Origin of the sequence: Paraburkholderia sp. UYCP14C (assembly GCF_004197395.1) — a bacterium.
Lineage (GTDB): Bacteria > Pseudomonadota > Gammaproteobacteria > Burkholderiales > Burkholderiaceae > Paraburkholderia.
This window is the reverse complement of sequence record NZ_SELS01000043.1, coordinates 53,472-79,062: the sequence shown is the minus strand read 5'-3', so window position 1 is coordinate 79,062 and position 25,591 is coordinate 53,472. Positions and strand designations below refer to the sequence as shown.

At 62.1% G+C, this 25,591-nt stretch carries 24 protein-coding genes and 1 pseudogene; 12 read left to right on the top strand and 13 right to left on the bottom strand.

Features of this window, described 5'->3' with window-relative positions; genetic code table 11:
* On the top strand, window positions 1-1,135 hold a 1,135-nt coding region (locus EVC45_RS30605), incomplete at its 5' end, for a YadA-like family protein (protein WP_211193499.1).
* Window positions 1,136-1,999: 864 nt separating this feature from the next.
* The gene (locus EVC45_RS30600; protein ID WP_129961909.1) at window positions 2,000-4,216 is read left to right on the top strand and encodes a beta-glucosidase; all 2,217 of its coding nucleotides are present in this window, start codon (window positions 2,000-2,002) and stop codon (window positions 4,214-4,216) included.
* Window positions 4,217-4,276: 60 nt separating this feature from the next.
* Here the strand turns inward: EVC45_RS30600 and EVC45_RS30595 are convergent, their stop codons facing one another.
* The 4 genes from EVC45_RS30595 to EVC45_RS30575 all read right to left on the bottom strand — a co-directional run bounded on the left by EVC45_RS30595 (window position 4,277) and on the right by EVC45_RS30575 (window position 9,257).
* Window positions 4,277-5,599, bottom strand: coding sequence for an amidohydrolase family protein (locus EVC45_RS30595; RefSeq protein ID WP_129961917.1), 1,323 nt, complete (start codon window positions 5,597-5,599; stop codon window positions 4,277-4,279).
* 1,248 nt (window positions 5,600-6,847) lie between these two features.
* The gene (locus EVC45_RS30585; RefSeq protein WP_129961908.1) at window positions 6,848-7,387 is read right to left on the bottom strand and encodes a thioredoxin family protein; all 540 of its coding nucleotides are present in this window, start codon (window positions 7,385-7,387) and stop codon (window positions 6,848-6,850) included.
* A gap of 1 nt (window position 7,388) precedes the next feature.
* Entirely contained in the window at window positions 7,389-8,105 is a 717-nt protein-coding gene (locus EVC45_RS30580; RefSeq protein ID WP_129961907.1) for a cytochrome c biogenesis CcdA family protein, read from the bottom strand.
* A 180-nt stretch (window positions 8,106-8,285) separates the two neighbouring features.
* Window positions 8,286-9,257: a LysR family transcriptional regulator gene (locus EVC45_RS30575; protein ID WP_129961906.1), complete on the bottom strand. Its 972-nt coding sequence runs from the start codon at window positions 9,255-9,257 to the stop codon at window positions 8,286-8,288.
* 306 nt (window positions 9,258-9,563) lie between these two features.
* Here EVC45_RS30575 and EVC45_RS30570 point away from each other — a divergent pair, with 306 nt between their 5' ends.
* From EVC45_RS30570 to EVC45_RS30555, 4 genes are all read left to right on the top strand, one after another.
* The gene (locus tag EVC45_RS30570) at window positions 9,564-10,604 is read left to right on the top strand and encodes an alpha/beta fold hydrolase (RefSeq protein WP_129961905.1); all 1,041 of its coding nucleotides are present in this window, start codon (window positions 9,564-9,566) and stop codon (window positions 10,602-10,604) included.
* Window positions 10,605-10,978: 374 nt separating this feature from the next.
* Window positions 10,979-11,326 (top strand): DUF4148 domain-containing protein, encoded by a 348-nt coding sequence (locus EVC45_RS30565; RefSeq protein ID WP_129961904.1) that lies wholly within the window; start codon window positions 10,979-10,981, stop codon window positions 11,324-11,326.
* A 40-nt stretch (window positions 11,327-11,366) separates the two neighbouring features.
* Entirely contained in the window at window positions 11,367-11,708 is a 342-nt protein-coding gene (locus EVC45_RS30560) for a DUF4148 domain-containing protein (RefSeq protein ID WP_129961903.1), read from the top strand.
* A gap of 88 nt (window positions 11,709-11,796) precedes the next feature.
* Window positions 11,797-12,585: an alpha/beta fold hydrolase gene (locus EVC45_RS30555; protein WP_129961902.1), complete on the top strand. Its 789-nt coding sequence runs from the start codon at window positions 11,797-11,799 to the stop codon at window positions 12,583-12,585.
* A 24-nt stretch (window positions 12,586-12,609) separates the two neighbouring features.
* On the opposite strand, the gene EVC45_RS30550 is transcribed toward EVC45_RS30555, so the two are convergent.
* Window positions 12,610-13,083, bottom strand: coding sequence for an Lrp/AsnC family transcriptional regulator (locus tag EVC45_RS30550; protein WP_129961901.1), 474 nt, complete (start codon window positions 13,081-13,083; stop codon window positions 12,610-12,612).
* A gap of 335 nt (window positions 13,084-13,418) precedes the next feature.
* Here EVC45_RS30550 and EVC45_RS30545 point away from each other — a divergent pair, with 335 nt between their 5' ends.
* Window positions 13,419-14,048: a LysE family translocator gene (locus EVC45_RS30545; protein ID WP_129961900.1), complete on the top strand. Its 630-nt coding sequence runs from the start codon at window positions 13,419-13,421 to the stop codon at window positions 14,046-14,048.
* Window positions 14,049-14,380: 332 nt separating this feature from the next.
* On the opposite strand, the gene EVC45_RS30540 is transcribed toward EVC45_RS30545, so the two are convergent.
* The 6 genes from EVC45_RS30540 to EVC45_RS30515 all read right to left on the bottom strand — a co-directional run bounded on the left by EVC45_RS30540 (window position 14,381) and on the right by EVC45_RS30515 (window position 17,277).
* Window positions 14,381-15,181, bottom strand: a complete 801-nt coding sequence (locus EVC45_RS30540) for an SDR family oxidoreductase (RefSeq protein ID WP_129961899.1) — start codon at window positions 15,179-15,181, stop codon at window positions 14,381-14,383.
* A 105-nt stretch (window positions 15,182-15,286) separates the two neighbouring features.
* Entirely contained in the window at window positions 15,287-15,442 is a 156-nt protein-coding gene (locus tag EVC45_RS30535; RefSeq protein WP_129961898.1) for a DUF3309 family protein, read from the bottom strand.
* A 228-nt stretch (window positions 15,443-15,670) separates the two neighbouring features.
* Window positions 15,671-15,877 carry a hypothetical protein gene (locus EVC45_RS30530; RefSeq protein WP_129961897.1) on the bottom strand — a complete coding sequence of 69 codons (207 nt, stop codon included), beginning with the start codon at window positions 15,875-15,877 and terminating at the stop codon, window positions 15,671-15,673.
* Window positions 15,878-16,223: 346 nt separating this feature from the next.
* Window positions 16,224-16,442, bottom strand: a complete 219-nt coding sequence (locus tag EVC45_RS30525) for a hypothetical protein (RefSeq protein ID WP_129961896.1) — start codon at window positions 16,440-16,442, stop codon at window positions 16,224-16,226.
* A gap of 195 nt (window positions 16,443-16,637) precedes the next feature.
* Window positions 16,638-16,919 carry a hypothetical protein gene (locus EVC45_RS30520; protein ID WP_129961895.1) on the bottom strand — a complete coding sequence of 94 codons (282 nt, stop codon included), beginning with the start codon at window positions 16,917-16,919 and terminating at the stop codon, window positions 16,638-16,640.
* Window positions 16,920-17,007: 88 nt separating this feature from the next.
* Entirely contained in the window at window positions 17,008-17,277 is a 270-nt protein-coding gene (locus tag EVC45_RS30515; RefSeq protein ID WP_129961894.1) for a hypothetical protein, read from the bottom strand.
* Window positions 17,278-17,710: 433 nt separating this feature from the next.
* Between EVC45_RS30515 and EVC45_RS30510 the strand changes: the two genes are divergently transcribed.
* On the top strand, window positions 17,711-19,873 hold the full coding sequence (locus tag EVC45_RS30510; protein ID WP_129961893.1) for a serine/threonine-protein kinase: 2,163 nt from the start codon (window positions 17,711-17,713) through the stop codon (window positions 19,871-19,873).
* A 39-nt stretch (window positions 19,874-19,912) separates the two neighbouring features.
* Here EVC45_RS30510 and EVC45_RS48005 read toward each other — a convergent pair whose 3' ends face one another.
* Together EVC45_RS48005 and EVC45_RS48000 are read right to left on the bottom strand one after the other, a co-directional pair.
* Window positions 19,913-21,151 carry a formylglycine-generating enzyme family protein gene (locus tag EVC45_RS48005; protein WP_373683095.1) on the bottom strand — a complete coding sequence of 413 codons (1,239 nt, stop codon included), beginning with the start codon at window positions 21,149-21,151 and terminating at the stop codon, window positions 19,913-19,915.
* Window positions 21,152-21,166: 15 nt separating this feature from the next.
* A pseudogene (locus EVC45_RS48000) lies at window positions 21,167-21,922 on the bottom strand (caspase domain-containing protein); the annotation flags it as partial.
* Window positions 21,923-22,261: 339 nt separating this feature from the next.
* On the opposite strand from EVC45_RS48000, the gene EVC45_RS30500 reads away from it, so the two are divergent.
* From EVC45_RS30500 to EVC45_RS30485, 4 genes are all read left to right on the top strand, one after another.
* Window positions 22,262-22,765: a DUF4399 domain-containing protein gene (locus EVC45_RS30500; RefSeq protein WP_129961891.1), complete on the top strand. Its 504-nt coding sequence runs from the start codon at window positions 22,262-22,264 to the stop codon at window positions 22,763-22,765.
* A 46-nt stretch (window positions 22,766-22,811) separates the two neighbouring features.
* Entirely contained in the window at window positions 22,812-23,249 is a 438-nt protein-coding gene (locus tag EVC45_RS30495) for a DUF4399 domain-containing protein (RefSeq protein WP_129961890.1), read from the top strand.
* A gap of 252 nt (window positions 23,250-23,501) precedes the next feature.
* Complete coding sequence (locus EVC45_RS30490; protein WP_129961889.1) at window positions 23,502-23,783, top strand: hypothetical protein; 282 nt, start codon at window positions 23,502-23,504, stop codon at window positions 23,781-23,783.
* A gap of 347 nt (window positions 23,784-24,130) precedes the next feature.
* Complete coding sequence (locus EVC45_RS30485; RefSeq protein WP_248295323.1) at window positions 24,131-25,507, top strand: efflux transporter outer membrane subunit; 1,377 nt, start codon at window positions 24,131-24,133, stop codon at window positions 25,505-25,507.
* The last annotated feature ends 84 nt before the right edge of the window (window positions 25,508-25,591 follow it).

Sequence of the window (25,591 nt, the reverse complement as noted above, 5' to 3'; positions counted from 1 at the left end):
GGGCGTGAAGGCCGGAACGCTGTCGGCGACGAGCAGCGAAGCGGTGAACGGCTCGCAGCTGTATGCGACGAACCAGGATGTGGCGCGGAACGCCTCGGGCATCGCAGATCTGGATGACCGTATGACGGAGAACACCAAGGACATCACGAAGTTGCAGACCCAGGTGGGCGACGTAGGTACGCAACTGTCGGGCGCGGTGCAGTATGACCGTCACGCTGACGGCTCGGTGAACCTGGGTTCCGTGACGCTGGGTGGAGGCCTGAGCGCGGGTCCGGTGGTCCTGACCAACGTGGCCAACGGCACGAGCCAGTACGATGCGGTGAACTTCGGCCAGTTGTCGGCGTTGCAGGACCAGGTGACGGACCTCAACGGACAGGTGTTGGATCTCGGTAGCCAGATGTCGAACATCCAGCCGGCCAACCCGAACTTCGATGCCACGAATGTTTCGTCGTCGGGCAGTGGTAATGACGCAGTGGCCAATGCAGCGATGCCGGGTACCGGTGTGGGCAGCACGGCGGCTGGAGCGGGTGCGGCAGCATCGGGCAACTACGCCACGGTGCTTGGCGCAAACGCCAACGCGGCAGCAGACAACGCTGTGGCAGTCGGCACCAATGCAGCGGCTACCGGCGCCCACTCGACGGCGATTGGCACCGGGTCCCAAGCGGGCAATGCGAACTCGGTGGCGTTGGGCCAAGGTTCGGTGACGGACCGCGACAACTCGGTGTCGGTGGGTTCGGCGACGCAGCAGCGCCAGATCACCAACGTTGCAGCGGGTACGGCGGACACGGATGCGGTCAATGTCGGTCAGATGAACAGCTCGGTTGCACAGGGCGTGCAGCAGGCCAACAACTACACCGACCAGCGCTTCAACGACATTAACAGCACGATCGACAGTATCGCGAAGAAGTCATACTCCGGCTCGGCTGCGGCGGTCGCCATGGCCAACCTGCCCCAGGCTCCGGCCGCGGGCAAGAGCATCGTCTCGGTGGCAGGCGGAACGTATGCTGGCCAGTCCGCGGTTGCTGTCGGTTTGTCGACCTTCACGCGCAATGGCAAGTGGATCATCAAGGCGTCGGGCTCGACCACCACTTCTGGGACGTTCGCCGCTGGCGTCGGTGCAGGTTTCGTCTTCTGATCGGAATCACTGGAGAGGGACTGACTAACGGTAGTAGCTGAACCGGGCGGGATGTGAGGACATCCCGCCCGGTTTTTTTTCGCGTCCGTTACCGACGCTTGTGTTCCTTCGGACACTTGAATATCTGCCATTCGCACCATGCTCACGTCCAGTTGGCATTATTTTCAGTTGCGAGCTGATGATTCGAAGCGGTGATCTGGCTTCAAACCTTACCCACCACGCTCGATATGCAATCGTTCCGGGCCTGATTGAACAATTCGAGGCTTATACAAAGATGTGGGACTGCAGGCGTCGGGAAATTCGGCGACCGGAATCACGGTTATTTCTGTCGACAAAAGGCATCAATAACGTCTCACCTGTGTTGCTTTCCCTTCCGAGTCTCGCCGCGAACGAGGTACCGACACCAATCGAAAAATAATGCCGAATGCCAGAAAACCTCTGCATATACAGCGTTGACGCGTTGTGTGCTGAGCGATGAGCGCTGCTTTTTCAGGCCTGCGCCTAGATAGCAACGGAAGGTCTCTCTGTATTCACAATTTTTTCACAACTCAAGAAATGCAAATGAAAATTCTCGGCCTTTTATTCAATCTGATTCATAACCTTTCAATTAGCCTGTGTAAGAAAAGCCTTACGTCCCATTGCGCATAAAGTTACGCGAATTAGTAGAAATACTGATGCTGTAGTCAGACTACATTCTTACATTACTCACCACGGAGAGTCGCTACAGCCGATCCAGTTGCGCCGATTCTTCTTCGAACAGGCAAACGTTTGCAGTCATCGCTGCATGCCTGTTTTCGCGTCCGCTTCCCACCCCCCCGACGCGCTCCGCCGCCCCAGAAAAGCACAATTTCGGAGAGACAACCTATGCAGAAGAAACTATGGCCGGCCGTCGCGATAGCGGCGGCCGTGAGCGCCGCTGCGCACGCGGATATGCCAACTCCCGGGCTCGATTTCGCGCCCATGTCGACGGTGCTGAACGCGTTTGCGTCGGCCGCGGCGCATCGGCGCGCGGAAACGCTCGTCGGCAAGATGACGGTCGATGAAAAATTGCAGTTCATTCATTCGGAGTACGCGATGTCGTCCGTGCCGGGCGGTGGCGCTGGCTACATTCAAGGCGTGCCGCGTCTCGGCATTCCTGACCTGAACATGGTCGACTCCGCGACGGGCTCGGGCAGCACCAACCAGGCATCGACGACCTTCCCTGCCACGCTCGCGGTGGCGGCAAGCTGGGACCGGGCACTGTCGTGGAACTTCGGCAAACAGATCGCGATCCAGTTGCGTCAGCAGGGCTTCGGCATGGGGCTCGGCGGCGGCACGAACCTGGCGCGCGAGCCGCGCGGTGGCCGGCTCTTCGAGTATCTCGGCGAAGACCCGGTGCTTGCCGGCGAAATGCTCGCCGAGCGTACCGACGGCACGCAAAGCCAGAAGGTCATCGCGACGATCAAGCACTACATGGGCAACGAGCAGGAACATAACCGCGGCGGCGGCAACAGCCAGATCGACGAGCGCACGATGCGCGAACTCTATCTGCTGCCGTTCGAAATCGCCGCGCGCCGCGCGCAGCCAGGCAGCGTGATGTGCAGCTACAACGAGGTCAACGGCATCCAGGCGTGTGAGAACCCGCACATTCTCAACGACGTGCTGAAGAACGACTGGCATTTCGAAGGTCAGGTGCAGTCGGACTGGGGCGCGACGCATAGCACGGGGCCCGCGATCAATGCCGGTCTCGACGAGGAGGAAGACGTCGGTTCGACCGTCTATCTGACGCCCACGCTGGTCAAGCAGGCGATCGCGAACGGCTCGGTGTCGACCGCGCGCCTCGACGACATGGTCGAGCGCAAGCTGTACGTGATGATCCGCACGGGCGTGATGGACGATCCGGCGAAGGGCGGCGGGACCATCGACTTCTCCGGCGCGCGAGCCTTCACGCAGTCGGTCGAAGAACAGTCGATGGTGTTGCTGAAGAACGCCAGCAATCAGCTGCCGCTCGCGGCCGGTTCGCTGTCGCGCATCGCGGTGATCGGCGGCCACGCTGACGCGGCGGTGCTGACGGGTGGCGGCTCCGGCAACACGCGCGATCCGGTGACCGGCGCGTTCGCCGGTTGCGGCGGCTTGGCGTTCGGCACGGAGACGGGCTGCAGCTGGTGGACCAACCCGTGGCTGAAGCTGCCCACGCCGATCGTGTCGGCGATCCAGGCGCTCGCGCCGCAGGCCAAGGTGACCTTCGCCGGCAACAGCGATCAGCAGTCGCCGTTTGCCGCGTACACGCAGCAGCAGATCACCCAGGCGGCGACGCTGGCGGCCAACTCCGACGTCGCGATCGTCGTGGTCGCGCAGCCGGCCGGTGAGGACATCGGCGATCTGCCGAGCCTCGGCCTCGCGAATCCGACCAACCAGGATGCACTCGTCGAAGCGGTTGCGGCGGCCAATCCGCACACGATCGTCGTCGTCGAAAGCGGCAACCCGGTGCTGATGCCGTGGAAGGACAGTGTGTCGGCGATCGTCGAAGCATGGTATCCGGGCGAAGGCGGCGGTAACGCAATCGCGAACGTGCTGTTCGGCAAGGTCAATCCTTCCGGCAAGCTGCCCGTCACGTTCCCGGCGCGCGACCAGGATACGCCGACGTGGGGCACGAATGGCGCGTTCGCGGCGAACCCGGTCTACTCCGAGAAGCTCGATATGGGCTATCGCTGGTACGACTCGCAGAACATCACACCGATGTTCGAGTTCGGCTACGGGCTGTCGTACACGCACTTCGCGTACTCGGGTCTGTCGGTTCAGCATCTGCCGGGCGGCCTGATCGACGTGTCGTTCAACGTGCGTAACGATGGTCGCGTCGCCGGCGCGGAAGTGCCGCAGGTGTACCTCGGCGTGCCGTATCAGGGTGAACCGCCGCGGCGTCTGGTCGGCTGGGACAAGGTTGGTCTGAACCCCGGCGAATCGCGCCGTGTGCACCTGGTCGTGACGCAGCGCATGCAGAGCGTGTGGGATACGACGAACAACCGTTGGCTCTATGTGCCGGGCAGCTCGGTGTACGTCGGCGCATCGTCGCGCGACATCCGCCTGCAGGGGCACAGCTAAATAGTGTGAGGGTGTAGCGAATGCGGGCGCGCGAAGTTGCGCGCCCGCATCTGTTGCCGATTACGCTTTAAGCGTGTTCTTGTAGAACTTCCCATCCTTCATCACGATCCGCAGGTTCTGCTCCGGGTTCGCGATCAGGTCGAGATTTTCGAGCGGATTGCCATCGACGAGCAGCAGATCGGCGTACGCACCTTCCTCGAGTACACCGAGCTTGCGAGGGTACGGATTGCGGTGGCCGGACATCGCGAGTAGTTGGCCATTGGTGCCCGTTGCCATGCTCAATGCTTCGGCGGCGCTGTACCACCGCTTCATATTCGTGAGCATCGTGCCTTGCCTCGCAGCCACGGCCTGTGAAAAGATCAGGTCCGTACCGAACGCGACCTTGATGCCATGCTTGCGCGCGAGAGTGTAAGCGTTGTTGGTGCCTGCGATCACTTCGAGAAATTTTTCGCGGCTCTGTGGGGCGAGCGGGCCCACATCGTTTTCGCTGACGAACGGCTGCGTGCTCAACCACGTGCCGTTCTTCGCCATCAACGCCGCGGTCCTGTCGTCCATCAGATGACCGTGCTCGATGCACTGCACGCCCGCCGTCACTGAGCGCTGAACCGCTTCGGGCGTGTAGGCATGCGACAGGATATAGGTGCCCCAGTCGGCCGCTGTTTCCACGGCCGCGCGTAACTGTCTTTCGGTGAACGTGAGCATGTCGAGTGGACTGCGCGGCGTCGATACGCCGCCGGAACCGACCAGCTTGATCTGCGTCGCGCCCTGGATGAACTGCTCGCGCACGCGCACGCGCATTTCGTCTTCGGTGTCGGCGATCGCGAAGCCGCCGTCCCGTTCCGCTTGAGTGACCTGGCTGCTGGTGCGGGGCAACTCGCTCAGTGCGCGAAAATCGCCGTGACCGCCGGTGGTCGTAATCATCGCGCCGGACGGATAGATGCGCGGCCCGGAAATCATGCCGCTGTCGATTGCCTGCTTCAGCGCGAACGATGGGCCGCCCGCGTCGCGTATCGTCGTAAAGCCGCGCATTAGCGTGCGTTCGGCTTCGGCGCTCGCCGCAAGATGCACGAATGCAATGTCGGATTGAAGGATGACCTGAATCGGCACCGCCGCGAGCAGCGCGTGCCAGTGCATGTCGATCATGCCGGGCATCATCACCTTGCCGCCGCAATCGACGAGCGTCTTGCCTTCGATCGAAGCAGGTTGCCCCTGACCCAACTGGCTGATGCTGTTGCCTTCGACAACCATATAGTGGCCGTCGCGCAGTGTCGACGATTTGCCATCGAACAAACGAAAGTTGGTGAACAGCACCGGCTTCGGCGGCGGTGCCGGCGGTTGGGTGGTTTGAGCATGGCTGAGTCCCGGCAGAACCAGACTCAGCATCGAGGCCGCGAGGCCGGTGACGAAGCCGCGGCGCGACAGGTCGGCACTGATACGGCGGTTGGCATACTGCGCTTGAGACTTGTCACAAAGACATGAAAACGACGGACTGACTGTTTTATTGCCGATGTACTTTCCTGAAGGCATAGCTCACCCGTAACGTAGATCACCGTGCATCGAAAGCCGCCGTCTGACTACAATTCACAATAGGCGACGCGAAAGACAAGCCAGCACAGAGTATCTGCTGCGAACGAGGATGGCAAATGCGGGGATGCGTGCGGGAAGGACCGGTTAGTCAAGCGAATCCGCCACGAGGACCAGCGTGTCGGATCCGGATGCGGAAGGCCGTTGCGCGACGAGCGAGCATGGCGATGCCAGCCCGTCGGACGAGTGGGTGCCCGATCTTCGAGCGTTCAGTGACGGGGCTGAAATTCCCAATTGTCGGAACCGGACCGACAGAACCGCGGAGTGAGATGCATCGTCTGACCTCGTGCACTGAGGTTGATTGCCACGACCCGGCATGTTCGCGCTTCTTCCTTGATCGTGTGTGACGGCGTGATCGTCGCGTCTACCCGAGGTCTGTTGCGCGTAGCATTGTTCTCCCACTTGAGTGTCTCGCCGTCCTGCTTCGTATCGAGTGCCTGATTCACCGCGGACTGGATCGACGTGATGTCCGCTTGCCGCATCTGACTGAGTGGTGTGTCACTCAGGAATCCAAGGTTGGACGCTTGCGCGCCCGCTGTTCCCAGCACAAGCAAGCTTCCGACGAGCACTTTGCACAGCCGCGATGGTATTGACATGAGTTGGCGTTCCTTAGAAAAGGTCATGCGGAAATTCACGACCGGCAGGACAATCGAAGTTCATCCGTGAGTGGGGCAAGTGCCATCGCGGCCGGTGCGATCGTGCCGGATTGATGAAGAGAATTCCAACATTCCGGACAGCGCGATCGAACATAAAACTTTAACGGCGAGGAAAGGAACACAAAAGCACTCCGCATTTGCACGACACGGGAACATTCCTTTGTTGGCCGCGGCAATGATAGCCGATAGTACCATTGGCAAAGTCCCGACGGATATGCTCGTGCACGCCGGTTCACACCTTGAAGGCAGTGTCGGCAGCGAATGTTAAGCAGCTGTTCGCGGGTGAAAAGAAGCCCGCGTGGCCCCGTCGGTCGGGGGCAGGCGGGCGTGTGCATTCACAGATCGAAGCAGCCGGTTTGTCGGGTAACAGTGTCACCGCGATGGACCACCGTCAACCCTTCTGCGCGAGCAGTGCCTGAATCTTCGCCTCCGTCTGCGCATAGTCGCCTTCACCGAAGTGCGTGTAGACGATATGACCTTGCTTGTCGATCAGATAGACCGCGGGCCAGTACTGGTTGTTGTACGCATTCCATGTCGCGTACTGGTTGTCCTGCGCAACCGGATAGGTGATGCCGAGTCGTTTTAGGGCGGTCTTCACGTTGCCGGTGTCGCGTTCGAACGGATATTCGGGCGTATGCACGCCGATCACCGTGAGCCCCTGATCCTTGTACTTCTGGTTCCAGTTTTTCACGTAAGGCAGTGTGTTGACGCAATTGATGCAGTCAAAGGTCCAGAAGTCGACGAGTACCACTTTGCCGCGCAATTGCTGCAACTTGAGCGGCTCGCTATTGAGCCATTGCGTAATGCCGGTAAGCTCAGGTGCGCTCGGGCCAGTCTCCTGCGACGCCGCGAATGCGGTAGTACTCGCCGCGATCATCGCGCAGGCGGCAATCGCGCTGGACAGTGCGAAGGTTTTCAATCGGGTAGTCATGTCAAAGTCCTTTGAGTGAGGGGAAAAGGCCGGCGAGCCGCGCGTACAGCAGCACGTCGTATTGCAGATAGATGGCGAGCGCGGTCAGCATCACCAGTACGCCGAATACCTGTTGCAGGCGCTCGGCGTGACGTGAGACGACACGTACATGGCGCGTCACGTAATGTCCGCCGTAGATGATCGCGAGCATCGGAATCGCCGCGCCGATCGCATACAGCGTGAGCAGTAGCGCCGACCAGCCGAGGTCCTGCGCCTTCACGACGAGCACCAGAATCGACGCGAGCACCGGCCCGGCGCAGGGCGTCCATACCGCGCCGAGCGACATGCCGAGCACGAAGCCGCCTGCGTTGCCGCTGCCCGGTTGCGTGCCTGGAGACATGGCCGCGCCGATGCGATCGAGCGGCCCTTGCAGTCGCGCGACGAGCCAGTCGTAAGGGCGCGGCCAGATACGCAAAAATCCGGACAGTGCGAGCAACGCAATACCGGTATTGCGCAGGACCTGTTGCGCGACATGCACTGTGCTCGACACCGCGCCCAACAGCAGCGCAAACGAGGCGAAAGTCAGAATGAAGCCGGCAATGATGAACAGTGGCCGCGTGCGGCTCGGTTGTTCGACGGAAGTGCCGAGCAGAATCGGCATCACCGGCAGCACGCAGGGAGAGGCAATCGTCAGCAGCCCGGCGAGCAGGGCGAGCGGAGTTTCGAGCGTGCTGTGCATGATGGGCGTTCCATTGGTTTGGATGACCGTATTGGAACGCCCGCACGTATCTGGTTTATGTCGGTGTTGAGGCGTGCTTGCAAGCTTGTGTGTCTGGGTCCGCCGCAGATACATTGCGACACAAATCGGCTGACAAGCCGATGCGCGCTGCGCTCGAGGCAGCGGCCGCGGAACGCGTGATCAGCGCGTCCTGCGCTTGCGCGCCGTGGTTCCCGTTGCGCCTGCCACTCTATGTGCGCCGGAGGTGGAGAACATCGGCATGTGCTCCTCGATCCAGCGCAGCAATTCGAGCGGTCCCGGCGCGAGCGGACGGCCGGTCTTGACGAGCACCCGCGCCTGCGCGCCGGAAAACAGCGGATGCGCGATCGGTACCGTCGTCAGTTCGCCGCTCGCGATTTCGCGGTAGGCGGCGAATTCGCCGATCAGCGTCATGAAGTTGTGGGCCGTGACGAAGCGCTTCAACGCACTCAGCGAGTTGGTCGTCAGTGTCGCGGGGATCGACAGGTTTTCCGCGAGTTCCGTCATCTTGACGACGTGACCGATTCCAAAGGTTGGCGGCATCAGTGCAAGCGGCCACGCGCGCAGGTCGTCGAGCGTCGCGGCTCGTTTGCGCTTCGCGAGCGGATGGTCGCTTCTCAGCAACAACACGACCGGCTGCGGCGAACTCGCTCGATGCTCGACACGCGCATGAGGCGGCGGATTGTACGCAAGCCCGATATGCGCGCGACTTTCGGCGACTTCTTCCTGGATCGCGTCGACCGCGAGCATATCCAGGCCGATTTCGAGCTCCGGATATTGGGCGCAGAACGGCGCCAGCACCGCGTCGACCAGCATGTCGACGAAGCCTTCGCTGACCGCGAGCCGAATCTGCCCTCGCTGCAGGCCTTTCAACGCATGCAACTGATCTTCGAGCTTCTCCTGCTGCGAACGGTAGCCGCGCCAGAACTCCAGCAGATGCATGGCCGCCTCGGTTGGCTTGACTCCACGCGCCTGCCGCTCGAATAGCACTGCGCCGAGTTCGTCCTCGAGCAACTTGATCTGCCGCGTGATCACCGAGGGCGACGTATTGATGCTTTCCGCGGCGCCGCGTATGGTGCCGTGCGTGAGCACCTCGTTGAAATAGCGAAGGCGTTGCTGATTGATCTCGCGCATGTTATTAGTCGACTGCGGTTAATGTGTTGCCCGTAAGGCAACGATGTGTGGACTTAGTTGCTCTTGCTACGGACGGCTTGCGCTGTCACTATTCATCTCAAGCGGTACGACAGCGCTAAACTGGTGGTTCAGTCGTCAAGGCATCCCCGTTTTCAGACGCGCTCTACCCGTCTCGTTCGATTCGTTCCATCCGTTCGTTCATGAAGTCCGCTGTGCGTGCGCGGTGCACGCATGCGGCTGCGCGATGTCGCGCGCGAGCGGACCCGATCAATTCCGTATCAGAGCCCTGCTAAAAGGAGAATGTCCATGTCGGATCAGATCAATAGCCGTCGCCGCTTTCTCGGAACCGCGCTTGCGGGTATCAGCCTGCTCGAATTGGGACTGGGCGGGCTCGCGCATGCGCAATCGGCGGACACGGGCGGCAATACGAAAACAGGCGGGCGCGTGGCGTCGTTCGAGAACATTCGCTCGATCAATGCCGGCACCCTGAACGTCAGCTATGCGGAAGCGGGCCCGCAGAACGGACCGGTGGTCATTTTGCTGCATGGCTGGCCTTATGACATCTATAGCTTCGCCGAGGTGACGCCGTTGCTGACGGCGGCCGGCTACCGCGTGATCGTGCCGTTCCTGCGCGGCTACGGCGGCACGCGTTTTCTGTCGGCGGATACGCCGCGCAACGGTCAACAGGCGGTAGTCGCGGTCGACATCGTCAACCTGATGGACGCGCTGAAAATCGACAAGGCCGTGCTCGGCGGCTTCGACTGGGGCGCGCGCACGGTGAACATCATCGCCGCGCTGTGGCCGCAACGCGTGAAGGCGATGGTGTCGGTGAGCGGCTATCTGATCGGCAGCCAGGAAGCGAACCGCGCGCCGTTGCCGCCGAAGGCCGAACTCACGTGGTGGTATCAATTCTATTTCGCCACCGAGCGTGGCCGCGCGGGTTATGAAGCGAACCGTCATGACTTCAACAAGCTGATCTGGCATACCGCCTCGCCGAAATGGAATTTCGACGACGCCACGTTCGAGCGCTCCGCCGAATCGTTCAATAACCCGGACCATGTTGCCGTGGTGATTCACAACTACCGTTGGCGTCTGGGACTCGCGCAGGGCGAACCGCAATACGACGAACTCGAAAAGCGCCTCGCCACCGGACCGACGATCGGGGTGCCCACCATCACGCTCGAAGGCGATGCGAACGGCGCCGCGCATCCCGAGCCCGCAGCATACGCGAAGAAGTTCACCGGCAAGTATCAGCACCGCAACATCAGTGGCGGCATCGGCCACAACCTGCCGCAGGAAGCGCCGAAAGCCTTTGCGGATGCGATTCTCGACGTCACGCGCCTTTGATCGCGCCGGCGCGCGCCGGCATCTTCTTCTGAACGGAACCCCAGCAGTCGAACCTTCGGCTGCTGGGGTTTTTTCATGGCCGGCCCATTTGCAACGCACCTGCAATCCGCACGACGCATGCGACTCCGGCCCGGCGTGCCCGGAAGCGGGTTTTGTATCGCACTGTATCGATACCGTACGCAGACAAACACGCTTGCAGAAATGGGGGGTGACGAAAACATTGCAGATACGTTGGGGCGTTCTAACGTCTTCACGCAAGGTTGATTCACAACGTTGCGTGTGAATCAGACGGGACGTGACAGTGTATCTGCGTTGATGGCTTGGTGTCCCGCTCAATCCTTTGATCCTGATGCTTTGGAACCCGGAGAAGACTCATGAAACTCGTTCAATCGCTGATCGTCGCCGCACTCGTTGCCGTTCCCGTCGTTTCGTTCGCGCAATCACAACCGCAACAGGCGCTCACGCGTGCTGAAGTCCGTGCGGAAGTGGTCCAGTTGCAGAAGGCCGGCTATAGCCCGGCTAGCGACAACGCGCAATACCCGCAGAACATCGAGGCGGCAGAAGCGCGTGTCAGCGGCGGCAACGGCGTTACCGCATACGGCGGTGTTGCGAATGGCAGCTCGGCTTCGGGCTCGCATGCACCGAAAAAGCATGCGGCCGCGAATGCCGCCAACGACGGCTCGAACGTCATCGGCCTCGGCGCGATCTACGCGCACTCCTGATTCGTTGATCCCTGAACGTTCTGATACCCGGAGAAAACTCATGAAACTCGTTCAATCGCTGATCGTCGCCGCACTCGTCGCCGTTCCCGTCGTTTCGTTCGCGCAACCGCAACAGGCGCTCACGCGCGCCGAAGTTCGCGCGGAACTGGTCCAGTTGGAAAAGGCGGGCTACAACCCGGCCAGCGACAACACGCAATACCCGCAGAACATCGAAGCGGCAGAAGCGCGTATCAGCGCGGGCCATGACGCGGCCGCCTACGGTGGCGTCGCGAACGGCAGTTCGGCTTCGGGCTCGCCTATGCCGATGAAGCATGCGGCGGTTGATCACGTGCATGACGGCTCCAACGTCGTCGGCCTCGGCTCGATCTACGCGGGTTCGTGATCGATGCAAGTGTTCAGGCCGTCCGCGCGCAGCGTCTCACGTCGACGTGCGGACTCCCTCTTCAACTCAACCTGTCGAGACAAGAACAATGACCACGCTGCTGAAAAAAATTCTCGGTTCCGTTCTGCTGCTGGGCGGATTGTTCGCGTTGCAGGCCACGCAGTTCGCGCAGGCTGCACCGTCCGATGACCTGAAGGGCAAGAACGTCGTGCTCGTACACGGCGCTTTCGCCGACGGGTCCAGCTGGGACAAGGTGATTCCGCTGCTCGAAGCGCGCGGCCTGCATGTGGTGGCCGTGCAGAATCCGCTGAGCTCGCTCGCCGACGACGTGGCAGCTACCCGGCGCGTGATCGCGCAGCAGAACGGCCCGGTGATTCTGGTCGGCCATTCATGGGGCGGCGTGGTGGTCAGCGAGGCCGGCAACGATGACAAGGTGAAGAGCCTCGTGTACGTCGCGGCATTTGCGCCGGACAACGGCCAGTCCATCGCCGACATCACGAAGGACAAGCCCGCGCCGGTATGGGCAAGCGAGTTGCGCAAGGACTCGGCCGGTTATCTGACGCTGTCGACGCAGGCGGTGCTCGACGACTTCGCGCAGGATTTGCCGCTGCCGCAGAAGCGGCTGATCGCGGCGACCCAGCAGCCTTGGGCCGCAGGCTGTATCGACGACAAGGTGACGAGCGCCGCCTGGCATGACAAGCCGTCGTACTTCGTGGTGTCGGGCCGCGACCGGATGATCGATCCGGCTCTACAGCTGGAGATGGCGAAGCACATCGATGCAAAGATCACGCGCGTCGACACGAGTCATGTCGCGATGCTGAGCCAGCCGCGGGCCGTGGCCGAGGCGATCATCGCCGCCTCGCAGGCCGCGCACTAAAAGCGCGCGCAGTCAGCCGAGAAATCAGATTGCGATCGACGGAATGCTCTTCATGCAGCGCAGCGCGAACATCGAGCGGCTATGGCGAATGCCTGCGATCTTGTAGAGCTTTTCGCGCAGGAAGCGCTCGTAGCCCGCGGTGCCGTCTACCGCGACCTTGACCAGATAGTCGTAATCGCCGGACACCAGATACGCTTCGAGCACTTCGCTGAGCGCGGCGAGCTCGGCGCCGAAGCGCGCGAGCGCGTCTTCTTCGTGGCGGTCCAGCGTGACTTCGAGCAGCACGACGTCGGCGAAGCCGAGCTTTTGCTGATCGAGCAATGCGACATAGCCGCGGATATACCCTTCGTTTTCGAGCTGCCGCGTGCGATTCCAGCACGCGGTGGTCGACATGCCGACCAGTTCGGCAAGCTCGGCATTGCTGAGCCGGGCGTTCTTCTGAAGCTCGCGCATGATCTTGCGATCGAGGGCGTCCAGCGGGCGGTTTCGGGCGTTCATCGAAGGGATCGGAAGAATATTCTGTTTAGGCTGATTATAGGCGAATATCATCCCGATACGACAGCCTAAGCTGATGCGTTTAAGAAGCCTATCCAGCGGGGCTGCCGGTATGATTTCAGCGTGCATTCATGCCCGGGACAACCGCCCGGACCGCAGGCCTCGCGCCGGCGATCCTCCGTGGCCACAAGCCGCTTTTCGGTGTCTCGCCGCCTTCACGGGAAGGCGGCACGCGGGCGAACTCCGGCGTTACCCGCGCCGGAAGGCGCGCTCGCCGGGCATGGACGCATGTCGCCGCATGTGTCCATCGCAACCCTCTTTTGTCCGCTGATTCGCCAATGCCGATCCAGTTGTACGTTTCGTTTCTTCTCGCCGCCGCCGTACTCGTTTATTCGCCCGGTCCAGTCAATGTTCTGACGATGAGCCAGGCGCTCAGCGCCGGATGGCGCGCGGCATTACCCTGTGTGTGGGGCGGCACCTGCGCGGTATTGCTGCAGCTTGCCTTTACCGCGCTGTGTCTGAATTCGTTGTTGCTGATCGATGAGCGCGCGCTCATCGTGTTGCGCTGGGCCGGCGCGATTTATCTGGTTTATCTGGGCTTCAAACAATGGAGGAGCGGCACGTTCGCGACTTCGCCGGTTCTACCCGATCGCACCGGACAACGCGGTTTGTTCTGGCGCGGCTTCGCGACGTCGGGCCTGAATCCGAAAACGCTATTGTTCTTTCCGTCCTTCTTTCCACAGTTCATTAGTACTTCGTCGAATGAAGCGCATTGGTCGGCCAATCACCAGTACCTTTTGCTGGCCGGCACGTTTGCGCTGATCTTCGCGTTGGGCGTCGCATCGACGGCAATCTTCTCGCACCGTCTGCGCAAGGTTTTGCAGCGGCCGACGCGACTGCGCATCGTGAACCGTCTGATGGGGAGCCTGCTGGTGGGAATGGGCGCGCTGATGGCGGCGGTACGCTGACTACGAAACTAGCCGCATACCGCCGCCACGGGAACAACGTCACCCTTATCGTCTGTACCGCGGGATATCAATGGAAAATGAGGTACAGGATGACCAGTACGATCAACGGAACTCCAAGAAGCCAGCCAAGTAGGTAAGGCATGATGTCATCTCCTTTCGTATTGAAGTTCGGATACGCAGGAGTTTCAGCAGGCAGCGTGCCTGGGTCGAAAAGGCGCTAATCTGCGATGCGGTATGGCGTGATGCGAGGCGGCGCAAGGGCGGCCAGCTGGGGATGTCGATCTATTCGAGCAATTGCTCGACGTCAACGAGGACGGTCGCCGTGGCGGACTTTAGCCGTTATCCGAAAAGCCCGGATACAAGGTCATTCCGCCATCGACGAACAGCGTCGTGCCCACCACGTAATCGCTTTCATCGGAAGCAAGCCAGACCGCCGCCTTGCCGATATCTTCGACGGCGCCGATACGTCCGTAGGGAATCAACCGCAGGAGCTTGTCGAGTGCGGCTTGCGAATCCCACGCGTCCCGATTGATCGGCGTGCGGATCGCGCCCGGTGCAATCGAATTGACGCGAATGCGCTCGGGCGCGACTTCCTGCGCCAGCGATTTCATGAACATCTGAATGCCGCCTTTGGACGCGGCGTAATTGACGTGCCCCGCCCACGGAATGACCTCGTGAACGGAGCTCATGCAAATGATCTTGCCGAGCGCTTTCGATACGCTCGTCGGGCCGCGTCGGCGGAATTCCTTTACCGCGGCCTGGCAGGTCAGAAACTGGCCGGTCAGATTCGTCGACAGCACGAGTTGCCAATCGTGGAGCGTCATGTCGGCGAATGGGCTGTCCTTCTGCAGTCCGGCATTCGCGACCACGATATCGACGCCGCCAAAGCGCGCGCGACTGGCATCGAACAGGTTCGCAACCTGAGCGGGATCCGAGACGTCCGCCTGGATCGCGACTGCCGATCCACCGGCCTGTTCGATTTCGTCGGCCAGCTTCTCATCGGGTCCAGAGTGCGAATGATAATTGAGCACGACCGCCGCGCCAGCATCCGCGAGCGCTTTGGCGACGCCATAGCCGATTCCCGAACTCGCACCGGTAATCAGCGCGACCTGATTGGCCAGTAACTTTTCCATCGCGTGCTCCGGCAACGTCGAAAAAGCGATGCCGCCACCTACCGGCGCGCGACGTCGCGCGGATAGATGGCGGCTCGCCTGGTGTTCCAGGCCACTACGCGTGGTCTATATCACGCCGGTAACCAGCAGAACGATGATCACGATCAGTACTATGCCGAGTCCACCGGTCGGACCATAGCCCCATGATCGGCTGTGTGGCCACGCCGGAAAAGCGCCGATCAGCAGCAGAATCAGCACGATGAGAAGAATGGTTCCTAGCATGTTGTGACCTCCGCCTGGTTGAGAGAATCCTGCTTTATCTAAGTTGGCCACAAGGCCGCAGGGTAATCCCTAGGGAGCAAACCACGTGCCCAAGGCCGATCCTTTAATCGGATCACAAGGGCGGCGCGCGCCGCGTGCGGAGATTCGCGAGTCAATTGAAACGGCACCCGTCGCGCTCAAAACTCGAGCAGGGGTGCCGTTTTTCCAATTGCGGACACGTCGCGCGTCCTATAGGTAAGTTCCGCTGATGCGGCCTTCGAAGATCGCGGTGTTGATATCAAAATCGTCGACCGTACCCTTGCCGCCACCGTCCACCGTGACGACGACCGAGCGGCCGCCGCGCAGCGTCTTCATCTGTTCGGCGCTCAGCGTTTTCTCGTCGGATGGGTCGCCCGCGCCGGGCGCAAGGTCCTTGATGATCACAGTGGCTTTCATGGCATTTCTCCTTGACGTGGAAAGGCGAGCACAGTGCGCCGCCCGCCTCGATTTCTGCAAGGCCTATGCCAATGTGAGGGAACGTGAGCCGAAAAATGGAGCGGGGGCCGCGATGCGAAGCCTGGCAAGGATCCGTGCAATTGCCGCGTTGAATCGCGGCGGACACGATCGCGCTCGCCAGTCGACGTGTTCGCGCGCGTCCCACGAGTCGCACGCGATTGGTTGGGGCGCGGCGCAGCGTCGTGCGTGGCGGATTCAGGCGAGCAACACCCGATCGGAAGCGCAAACAGAAACGGCACGCTCTATTTGCGCGTGCCGTGATGGCGAAACGCTCCGCGACGCGGTGCTAGCGGCGTTGCCGTTTGCGCGGCGTGGCTGCTTCCGCGATACGCAGATGCGCGGCTGGAAAGCCCGGCGGGTATTCGACGACGCGCGTCGCGGCCGGCACCAGCGGCGCGGCGAGACTCGAGCGCGCGCCCACGCGGGCGCCGCCGATGATCGCGGCCATCGCCTCGCGGTCCAGTGCGACGCTTTCGGTCAGATCCTTGATGCTCAGCTTGGCCATGACGGCTCCGGAAAAACGCTCAGGCGGCCAGACCCGATCGGGTTCCGGCCGCCCTGCCTGGAATGTGTTCGATGCGTCGTTCGTTGTACTGAGGTCTCAACGCACTATAAGTATAGGAAATCCGTTCGCGGCGCGCATGGCCGTGATGTTGCCGCGGCAGTGAAGGAACCCCCGGTCCCCCGCTGCTGCCCCGGCTTACACGGCGGAGTAGTTGGCGCCCGCCAGAATGGGGGCGATGTCCAGCTTCGGCAACACGACGCCGGGGCCGATCGACCCGATGTTGTTGAGCGCTGCGACGTTGACGATCTGCTGCTGAGCCAGATTCTGTTCGACGTTGACGTTGACGTTGACGTTGGCGAAGCCGGGAAGGCCGGAAGGCACGGGAACGTTGCTACCGGTGCCGCCGGCGATCCCGGACATCGCCCGGCGGTCGAGTTCGCGCGTGCCGGACAGATCGCGAATCATGAGGGATGACATGGCGTTTCTCCTTAAAAGTACGGAAAGCGGACATGAATGGCATGCGGCGAAGCGGCCTGCGCTAGCGGGCGCCTCGCCGCGCTATGCATTAGTGGCCGTTGGAGTTGCTCGACACGATATACGGGTTGAGGTTGGAGTTGATGCCTTCGGAGAACGCAACGTTGTTGCCGTTGGCGTTCTGGAAGTTCAGTTCGTTGCTGATCAGTTGCGTGGTGGTGCTGTTCTTGACGCTGGTCGGCGCATACACCGGAGCGAAGCTGTAGTACTGGCTCGGGCCATATCCGCCGCGTACGGCTTTCATGGCCTTGCTGTCGAGTTGTTCGGTGACGGACAGGTCTTTGATCATCAGCGTTTTCATGGTGAGTCTCCTGAAAGAAGTGTTCGCAGTGTTGCGAGTGGTTTCGAGCAATTCGTCTGCTCGGACATCACTAACGCACAGGCTGTGCCAGTTTTAGTCAAGGATCCTGAAGATATCGGTGAACCCTTGTCGCATAAGGAGTTTGCGCGTGGGTCGGTCACTGTGCCCGGCAGCTCCACGCGCGTTGCGGCGCGCCGAGCGGTGGCGGCAGACCGACATTGCGGCGTGCGCTGTTGGATCTCGCACGACATCGCGCGGCCGAGGATGCGGGGTGGCGCGTGGCTCATGCGTGGTTTGTCGGGTTTGCGTAAGCGCGGACCGGGAGCTAGTATCGAAACGGCACATGTAACTGGATACGACAGGTTTTCTATCGACCCGCGTGGCGTCGGTCGCATGCGACACGGTCCAGCGGCAACGGCGGTGCTTCGCACAAATGGCTAGCCTTGCGCGTGTGATTCTCGACTTCCAGAGCGGCGAGCTGTCGCGTGACGAGTTCGTCGCTCGGCTCGACAGCGCGTTGGCGACCGAGCAGCTCGGTCCGACGCGGCTGCTGGAGATGCTGTACGCCACGCATAGCCGGTCGCCGTTGCCCGACGATCTCTATCTGGAAGTGCGCAGGCGCATCGAGCTGCTACGCGTATCGAACGTCGCGGCGGGCGGCGAGGAAACCGGCATCCAGACCACGGTCGATCTACCGTCGCTGCGTTCGTCGAGCGCGGGAAGTCTCGGGAGTGCGGGCACCGCGGGCACTGCCGGAAGCGCCGCACCCGAGACCATCAAAGGCATCGGCGATACGCTGAATAACCGCTTCGTGCTCGAGGAGTGCCTCGGCGTGGGCGGCATGGGCACCGTGTACAAGGCGCTCGATCTGCGCAAGCTCGAAGCGTCGGATCGCAAGCCCTATCTCGCGATCAAGGTGCTGAACGTCCAGTTCCGCGGCAATCCGAATTCGCTGGTCGCGTTACAGCGCGAGGCACGCAAGGCGCAGGTACTCGCGCATCGCAACATCATCACCGTCTACGATTTCGACCGCGACGGACCGATCGTCTATCTGACGATGGAGTACCTGAGCGGCAAACCCTTGAGCCAGCTGCTGCGCACGCCCGGCTATCAGGGCATGCCGGTCCGGGCCGCGCTGCCGATCGTGCGCGGCATGTGCGCGGCGCTCGCGTACGCGCACGAACGCGGCTTCGTCCATTGCGACTTCAAACCCGCAAACGTGTTTCTGACCACGAATGCCGAAGTGAAAGTGATCGACTTCGGCATCGCGCGCGTCTTCCAGCGGCCGGAAGAGGAGAGCGACGCGACGGTGTTCGATCCCGGCAGTCTCGGCGCGTTGACGCCGGCCTATGCAAGCCCGGAGATGATCGAGCATCGCGAGCCGGATCCGCGCGACGATATCTACGCGCTTGGCTGCATCACCTACGAGTTGCTGACCGGACATCATCCGTTCGATCGCCTGTCGGCCACCCAGGCGCGCAATGCCGATTTCAAGCCGCAGCGGCCGCCGAATCTCGATACGCGGCAATGGCGCGCGTTGCGCGCCGCGTTGTCGTTCGATCGCAATGCGCGGATGCCGAGCGTGGTGCGCTTTATCGCCGAGTTCGACAATGAAGCGCGCGCCGAGAAGTCCGGAACGCTCGCGTGGGCTGGGCTTGCGGGTCTCGCTGTCGTGTGCGCGGTCACGGTGGGCGTGTTCGCTTTTCGATCGGGGCCCGGCCGTCAGCAAGAATCCGAGGCGTCGGGATCGCAGGGCGATCAGGTCGATCGGGCGGGCGGGGCGTCCGCGGTCGCGTCTTCGGCCGGCGCGAATATAGCAAGCACTGCACCCGGTGGCGCGGCAGTAACCCCAACCCCGGCACCGCAGGTTGCGTCGCCGCCGGCGCCTGTAGCCGCTCCCGCGCCGAAGCCCGCGTTGACACTCGCCGCGATCACGCCCGCGCTTGCCCAGGTGCCGTGTTCGGCTTTGTCGGGCGCGGTGCAGGACCACGCATTGACGGTACGCGGCTTCGTGTCTCAGCGGTACGGTTCCGCGCGTCTGAAGGAGACGTTGGCGGCGCTGCCCGGCGTCGACACGGTTTCGCTCGACGTGCGGCCGCTCGCCGACGACAAATGCGACGTCGTCAAAACGCTCTCGCCCTACATGGTGCGCAACTGGCAGGCGGGGCACGTGACGTCGCTGCAGATGCGTCCGCCAAGCGGTTTGCTGACCGAGAACGACTCGCTGGTGGTCGACCTGAAAGCGCCCCCGTTCGATTCCTATGCGACCGTTGACTACTACCAGCTAGACGGCCACGTGGTGCATATGGTGCCCAGTCATCTGTGGCCGGACAACCAGATGCAGTCGAACGGCGGTCCGTACACGATCGGCAGCGCTGCGGGCGACTGGATCGTATCGAAGCCGTTCGGCTCGGAGATGGTGGTACTGGTGGTCACACCGGTGCCGCTGTTCGACAAGCTGCGCCCGGAAAGCGAAGCGCGCGCCGATTATCTGCGCGCGCTCGAAACACGGCTGAAGCAGATCGGCGGCCAATACGGGCAGGATCGCCTGTTGGCGGACTTCGCGCCGATCACGACCCGACCCGCCAAGCCGTGATCCGTCGCAGAGCCGACCGGAACGGGAGCGGAACGGCCCTCAGTGCAGGTCTTTGACCACGCGAAAGCCGTTCTGCGATTGACGCACGCCCGCGCTGTACTTGAAGCGCGTCGCGCTGAGCATGTAGTCGCCGCCTTCGCGCCATGAGCCGCCGCGAATCGCGCGCATCTCGCAGCCCGGCGAGTCCCACGCGTGGCCGTCGACGGGCGCGCCCTGATAGGTGTTGTGCCAGCAGTCGGCGGTCCATTCCCAGACGCCGCCGTTCATGTCGTACAAGCCGAGCGGATTCGCGGCGAACGTGCCGACGTTTTCCGGTCCTTCCTTGTGCCACGGGTCGCCGCAGTCCTTGCAATTGGCGTTGCCCTTGCGCATCTGCTCGCCCCACCAGTACGCGGTCGTGGTGCCGGCGCGATCCGCATATTCCCATTCGGCTTCGGTCGGCAGACGGTACGGTTTTCCGGTCGTTTTGGCGAGCCATTTGACGTACTGCTGCGCATCGTCCCAGCTGAGATCGCGCGCGGGTGCGCTCTTGTTGCTATTGCTCTCCGGCGTCAGCTTCTGGCAGGCGTTGGCGGCGACGCACGCATTCCATTGCTCGACCGTCACCGGGAACTTGCCGATCGCGAAAGGCGCGCCAATGCTCACGCGATGCACGGGCCGTTCCGACGGGTCGTCGGTATTGCTGCCCATTGCGAACATGCCGGCGGGTACCGCGACCATGATCGGACAGGTCGGGCAGTCGCGGATTTCACCGGCCGTCGGAGGATGGGCGACGGTCTTTTGCGCGAGTGGCGCTGCTGCGGCCACGGTGGGCGCCGTTGGCGCTGGCGCGGCTGCGGGGCGCGGCGGCGGGGCGGCCGCACTGGCTTGCGCCGCGGGATGCGCGGCCGGAGCCGGCGGCGCGGGTGGCGCGGCATGACTGCTCTGCGCCGCGGGCGCGGCTGGCGGCGCAGCCGGCGCGGCACTCACCGCGGGAGCCGATGCCGCCGCGCGCAATCGATCGATACGCGCATGCGCGAGTGTGGCGAAGCGGCCATTCGGATAGGCCTTCAGATACGCCTCGTAATCGGCCGGGTAGTTGCTGTCCTTGATCGAGTCCCAGAACGTGATTTCATATTGTTCGCCGCTTTCCTTGGGCATGATGCCGCGACTGCGCGGCGTGAAGGCGCGATCGTCTGACGTATTCGACGACGCGATGGCGGCTTCGCCACTCGTGGAAATCGAAGAGTGCGCAACCGAGAGCCACGGTTGCTGCGTTCCGCGTGTGGCGGTGCGCACCTCAGCGGCAATATGTTGGAACAACGCGGCGAGCGATCGGGACGATGCGTCGGCATCATCGAGCGCTTGCAGCAACGCACCGGTATAGACGCCATGCCGCGGACCGTCCGCCGCGAAACCGCCCGGTGCTGTTGCATAGGCAATCACGGTGTTGGCAGCGGTATTCGGTTGATCGATCGCAATCGCGGCGGGCGTAAATGGATTGTCGAGACAGGTATCGAGAATCACCAGATTGATCCGGCCCGCGCGAGCCGATTGCATCGCCTGCAAAACGCTATTCAGATCGATGCCGTCATTCAGTAGCGACACCGGCGCGCGCGCGTCGGCTCGTGCATTCAGTCCCGCCGGCAGAAGCAGCGTTTGTGCACCGATCTGCATGCCGTGGCCGGCGAAATAGAACAGTCCGACATCGCCTGTTTGCAAACGTCGTTGAAATTCGTCGATCTCCGCTCGCATTTGCGGCGGCGTAGCATTCGTGCGCAGGACGACTTCGAATCCGCGCGCACGCAGGGCCGCGCCGATCGATTCGGCGTCGCGCGGCGCGTTAACGCGGATCGGGTTCGCGGCGTCGCCGTATTCGCCATTTCCGATCACGAGTGCGACACGCCGCGAATGGGTGTCGGCGCGTGACGAAGCCAACGGTGAAAGGAGCAAAGCGCTGTCCGCCGGCTGCCCCGGATTACTCGTCACCCAAGCCGCGCTCGGCTCGATGCTCTCACGTTGCGTCGCGGCACCGGCACTGTCCCACTGCGCCTGGATTGCCCCAACCATGCACACCAGCAGGAATCGTCGCCACATCTTTTATATCCTGTTTGTACCGGACAGAGTTCAGGCATTCGTGCACCACATTCGCGCTGCCTGCGCTCTCTATTAACGATAGCACGCGCTTTGCGTCACAACTGTCCGGGAGTCCTTAACGCGTCATACGGTTAACGAGCATTGCGTATCTTTTTGGCAAGTTACGTCCTAAGCTGATTCACAAAGTCACGTCACACGGTCGTTTTAACTAGGTGGATGTCTGCCGGTTTCAACCCGCGACATGCCGCTCGAACACCCGGAAGGCCATCGATAGCCGGGCCCAGCCATGACTCCTGTTCGGGAGAGTGCGCTATGCGAAGAACCCGTGTTCCCTTTCTTTTCGGCAGTCGTCATCCGGCGCAAGCGCATCGCGGCGGATTGCGCGCGGCGGTGTGCGCGACGCTCGTCGCGCTCTGCCTCGGTATCGGCACTGGCGGCGTCGCGCGCGCCGAGCAGACGCCGTCTCCACCGGGGGCCGAGGAGTACATCATCTGGCCGTACGATGGCGCGGTGATTCACGGCGGCAAGCTGTGGGTGCGCATGGGGCTGCGCAATATGGGCGTGTGTCCGAAAGGCATCCCGTTTCCGAATACCGGCCACCATCATCTGCTGATCGACACGGATCTGCCCGCGCTCGATCAGGAGATTCCATCGGATCGCCAGCACCTGCATTTCGGCGCCGGCGAAACCGACGCGCGCATCGAGTTGCCGCCCGGCAAGCACACGCTGCAGCTGATTCTCGGCGACCATAATCACGTGCCGCACAACCCGCCCGTGTATTCGAAGAAGATCACGATCACCGTGCTAAAAGACTAACGCGATCCGTTCGTTCGAACTGGTCAAGCCGGAACGGAGTGTCCTGATGAACAAGATCATTGCGGCCGCGGCATTCGTCGCAGCGGCGCTGGTGGCATCGACCGCGCCGCAAAGCGCGTGGGCAGCGACGCCGTCGCCGCCCAACGCATACGCGTACATCGGCTATCCGAACGATGGCCAGGTGGTGCCCGCCAACAAGCCCTTTCGCGTGTGGTTCGGCCTGCGTTTCATGGGTGTCGCGCCGAAAGGCGTGAAGTATCCGAACACCGGCCACCACCATCTTCTGATCGATACTGATCTGCCGCCGATGGATCAGGAGATACCCTCGGATCGACATCATCTGCATTTCGGCGCGGGCGAGACGGAAACGATGATCCAATTGCCGCCCGGCAAGCATACGTTGCAGCTGTTGATGGGCGACGACATGCATATGCCGCACAACCCGCCGGTCTATTCGAAGAAGATCACGGTGATCGCGCGCTGACTGTCATCGAGCAGCCAACAACGTCGCGCGCGCTGTTGGCTGCCATCCACCATTCACGGGTCCCGCTCGGGTGATTGTTTGCGACCGAACGGCGGGTGCGGTCCTCCAGGCCTTTGCTATAAGGCCTCCAGCACGCGAAAGACGAAAGCGCAGCACTCCTGGCATAGCCCATGCATCAGTAGCGTCCGAGCAGACAAGTTGCTCGAATCCCGACGCACCACGATGTGCTTACCCATTCCCAGGAGATTTGCCATGAAAACGCTGATGATCAAGGATCTGTCCAACACCGAACAACTCGATAGCAAGGCGATGAGCGCCGTGCGCGGCGGCTTCAGCTACTGCAACCCGTTCCCGTCGTACGTCAGCTATGCGCCCGTCTATGCGCCGACCAGCATCAAGAATGAGACGACGACGCAGATGATCAACACACAGTTGGACATCCAGAGCGCGAACGGCAACAACTCGGCGCTGGTCAGCGGCACGACGACCTACATCAATCCGACCATTTACTCGAGCAACGTCAACCACGGGTAATGAGCGCCGCAAACGCGGCCCGAGCGGCCGCGTGTGCATGCCCCAACCCGCGCGTCACTCAAAAAGACCGCTCATTCAATCGTCCTTTCCACGCATCCTTTGCGTGTCCGCCGCTCCCCGCATCGACTTTTCCGCCGCTTCATCACTGAAGCCGCGCGGAAGCGGCTCGGCCTGAAACCGGGCATTTCGCGCGAAACAGGCGGGTGCAACTGGAGATCATCGTGTCAGCATTGCCGGAATCGTCGCTCGATCTGTCGTGTGATTCACCGGACCTTCAGCGGGTTTGCGCCGCAATCACGACGCCACGCCGCATCGGCCGTGTCCTGCGCGGCATCGGCGCGGCCGCGATGTGCGCATTGGTATTGAGCGCGTGCGTCGACGTCAGGATGCCGGCTTACCAAACCCCGGACACACCGGCCAAGACGGCGTGGTCGGATCGTCAGGGCGCGCCGGTATCGGCTGCGGAGACGATCGAGCGCGACTGGTGGAAGGGCTTCCAGGACCCGTATCTGGATACGCTGATCGACAAGGCGATCGACGGGAACTTCGATATCCGGGTGCTGGCCGCGCGCATCGAAGTTGCGCACTCCCAGATCAGCGAGGCAGGCGCGCCCGCCTTGCCGACGGCAAACCTCGGCGCCGGCGCCGACTACACCAAGACGACTGGCCAGCCTTTCTCGAAGACGTACAACCTCGCGGTGCAAGTGAATTGGGACATCGACATCTGGGGCAAGGTCGAAAAAGGCGTGCAGGCGCAAAAGGCCGAATTCCACGCGACCGAGGCGGATTGGCGCGCAGGGTATCTCGAACTCGTCGCGAACGTGGCCAGTACCTATTTCCAGATCCTGCAATTCGACGATCAGATCGCACAGCAGCAAAAGACCATCGCGACGAACCGGCAAATCCTGACGATCTACGAAGGCCAGGCACGCAACGGACTCGTGCCGCAAACGCAGGTATTGCGCCAGCAGGCGGAGATCAACCGGCTCACCAACGAGCTATATGATTTGCGCCGCTCGCGGGCGGTCTCCGACAACGCGCTATGCACGTTGCTCGGCGTGCCGGCCGGCGATTTCCATGTGCCGCAGGGCCATTTGCAGGAGCGCGTGAAATTGCCGAGCGTGCCCGATGGTTTGCCCGCGCAATTGCTGTCGCGCCGCCCCGACGTGGTGGCGGCCGAGTTCAGGGTGCTCGAGGCCTATGACCTCGTCGGTCAGTCGAAGCTCGCGCAATTGCCGACCATCGGCCTGACCGCGCAGGGCGGCACCGCAAGTTACGCGCTGAACCAGTTACTGAAGTCGTTCACGTTCGGCCTGATGCCGAGCATCAACTTTCCGCTGTTCGATCCTGGCGTGCGCGCACATGTGAAGGTGACCGAGGCGCAATCGAAAGTCGCCGAGCAGCAGTATCGGGTGGCCGTGATGGGCGCATTCGAGGAAGTGGAGAACGCGCTCGTCAATCTGAGTGCACATAAGGCGCAGCACGAGGAATTGCAGCAGCAGGTGTCGCGCCTGCAGATCGTCGCGGATCAGATCCAGTCGCAACTGCATCTTGGCGTGGTGTCGCAGCTCGAGGTATTCGAAGACGAGCGGACCTTGCTGGAGGCGCAACAGTCGTTGCTGCAGAACCATCAGCTGATTCTGTCGGACACGGTAACGCTTTACAAGGCGCTCGGCGGCGGCTGGCCAAGCGTTGACGTGCAGGCGCAGGTCAAAGAGAAGTAACGAAGCATTGAGCTAATCCAGGAGTTGGCGTACCACGCGGGTATTTCGTCTCCTGACGACTTATCCGCTGTCTTCTCATCCGGC

Excerpts from the sequence above, each read along its gene's own strand:
- EVC45_RS30545 (WP_129961900.1), top strand. The coding sequence starts at position 13,419 with ATGCCGATCCAGTTGTACGTTTCGTTTCTTCTCGCCGCCGCCGTACTC.
- EVC45_RS30600 (WP_129961909.1), top strand. The coding sequence starts at position 2,000 with ATGCAGAAGAAACTATGGCCGGCCGTCGCGATAGCGGCGGCCGTGAGC.
- EVC45_RS30530 (WP_129961897.1), bottom strand. The coding sequence starts at position 15,877 with ATGAAAGCCACTGTGATCATCAAGGACCTTGCGCCCGGCGCGGGCGAC.
- EVC45_RS30585 (WP_129961908.1), bottom strand. The coding sequence starts at position 7,387 with ATGACTACCCGATTGAAAACCTTCGCACTGTCCAGCGCGATTGCCGCC.
- EVC45_RS30540 (WP_129961899.1), bottom strand. The coding sequence starts at position 15,181 with ATGGAAAAGTTACTGGCCAATCAGGTCGCGCTGATTACCGGTGCGAGT.
- EVC45_RS30490 (WP_129961889.1), top strand. The coding sequence starts at position 23,502 with ATGAAAACGCTGATGATCAAGGATCTGTCCAACACCGAACAACTCGAT.
- EVC45_RS30550 (WP_129961901.1), bottom strand. The coding sequence starts at position 13,083 with ATGAACGCCCGAAACCGCCCGCTGGACGCCCTCGATCGCAAGATCATG.
- EVC45_RS30520 (WP_129961895.1), bottom strand. The coding sequence starts at position 16,919 with ATGTCATCCCTCATGATTCGCGATCTGTCCGGCACGCGCGAACTCGAC.
- EVC45_RS30560 (WP_129961903.1), top strand. The coding sequence starts at position 11,367 with ATGAAACTCGTTCAATCGCTGATCGTCGCCGCACTCGTCGCCGTTCCC.
- EVC45_RS30555 (WP_129961902.1), top strand. The coding sequence starts at position 11,797 with ATGACCACGCTGCTGAAAAAAATTCTCGGTTCCGTTCTGCTGCTGGGC.
- EVC45_RS30495 (WP_129961890.1), top strand. The coding sequence starts at position 22,812 with ATGAACAAGATCATTGCGGCCGCGGCATTCGTCGCAGCGGCGCTGGTG.
- EVC45_RS30535 (WP_129961898.1), bottom strand. The coding sequence starts at position 15,442 with ATGCTAGGAACCATTCTTCTCATCGTGCTGATTCTGCTGCTGATCGGC.
- EVC45_RS30580 (WP_129961907.1), bottom strand. The coding sequence starts at position 8,105 with ATGCACAGCACGCTCGAAACTCCGCTCGCCCTGCTCGCCGGGCTGCTG.
- EVC45_RS30485 (WP_248295323.1), top strand. The coding sequence starts at position 24,131 with ATGTGCGCATTGGTATTGAGCGCGTGCGTCGACGTCAGGATGCCGGCT.
- EVC45_RS30525 (WP_129961896.1), bottom strand. The coding sequence starts at position 16,442 with ATGGCCAAGCTGAGCATCAAGGATCTGACCGAAAGCGTCGCACTGGAC.
- EVC45_RS30515 (WP_129961894.1), bottom strand. The coding sequence starts at position 17,277 with ATGAAAACGCTGATGATCAAAGACCTGTCCGTCACCGAACAACTCGAC.
- EVC45_RS30500 (WP_129961891.1), top strand. The coding sequence starts at position 22,262 with ATGCGAAGAACCCGTGTTCCCTTTCTTTTCGGCAGTCGTCATCCGGCG.
- EVC45_RS30575 (WP_129961906.1), bottom strand. The coding sequence starts at position 9,257 with ATGCGCGAGATCAATCAGCAACGCCTTCGCTATTTCAACGAGGTGCTC.
- EVC45_RS30510 (WP_129961893.1), top strand. The coding sequence starts at position 17,711 with ATGGCTAGCCTTGCGCGTGTGATTCTCGACTTCCAGAGCGGCGAGCTG.
- EVC45_RS30595 (WP_129961917.1), bottom strand. The coding sequence starts at position 5,599 with ATGCTGAGTCTGGTTCTGCCGGGACTCAGCCATGCTCAAACCACCCAA.
- EVC45_RS30565 (WP_129961904.1), top strand. The coding sequence starts at position 10,979 with ATGAAACTCGTTCAATCGCTGATCGTCGCCGCACTCGTTGCCGTTCCC.
- EVC45_RS30570 (WP_129961905.1), top strand. The coding sequence starts at position 9,564 with ATGTCGGATCAGATCAATAGCCGTCGCCGCTTTCTCGGAACCGCGCTT.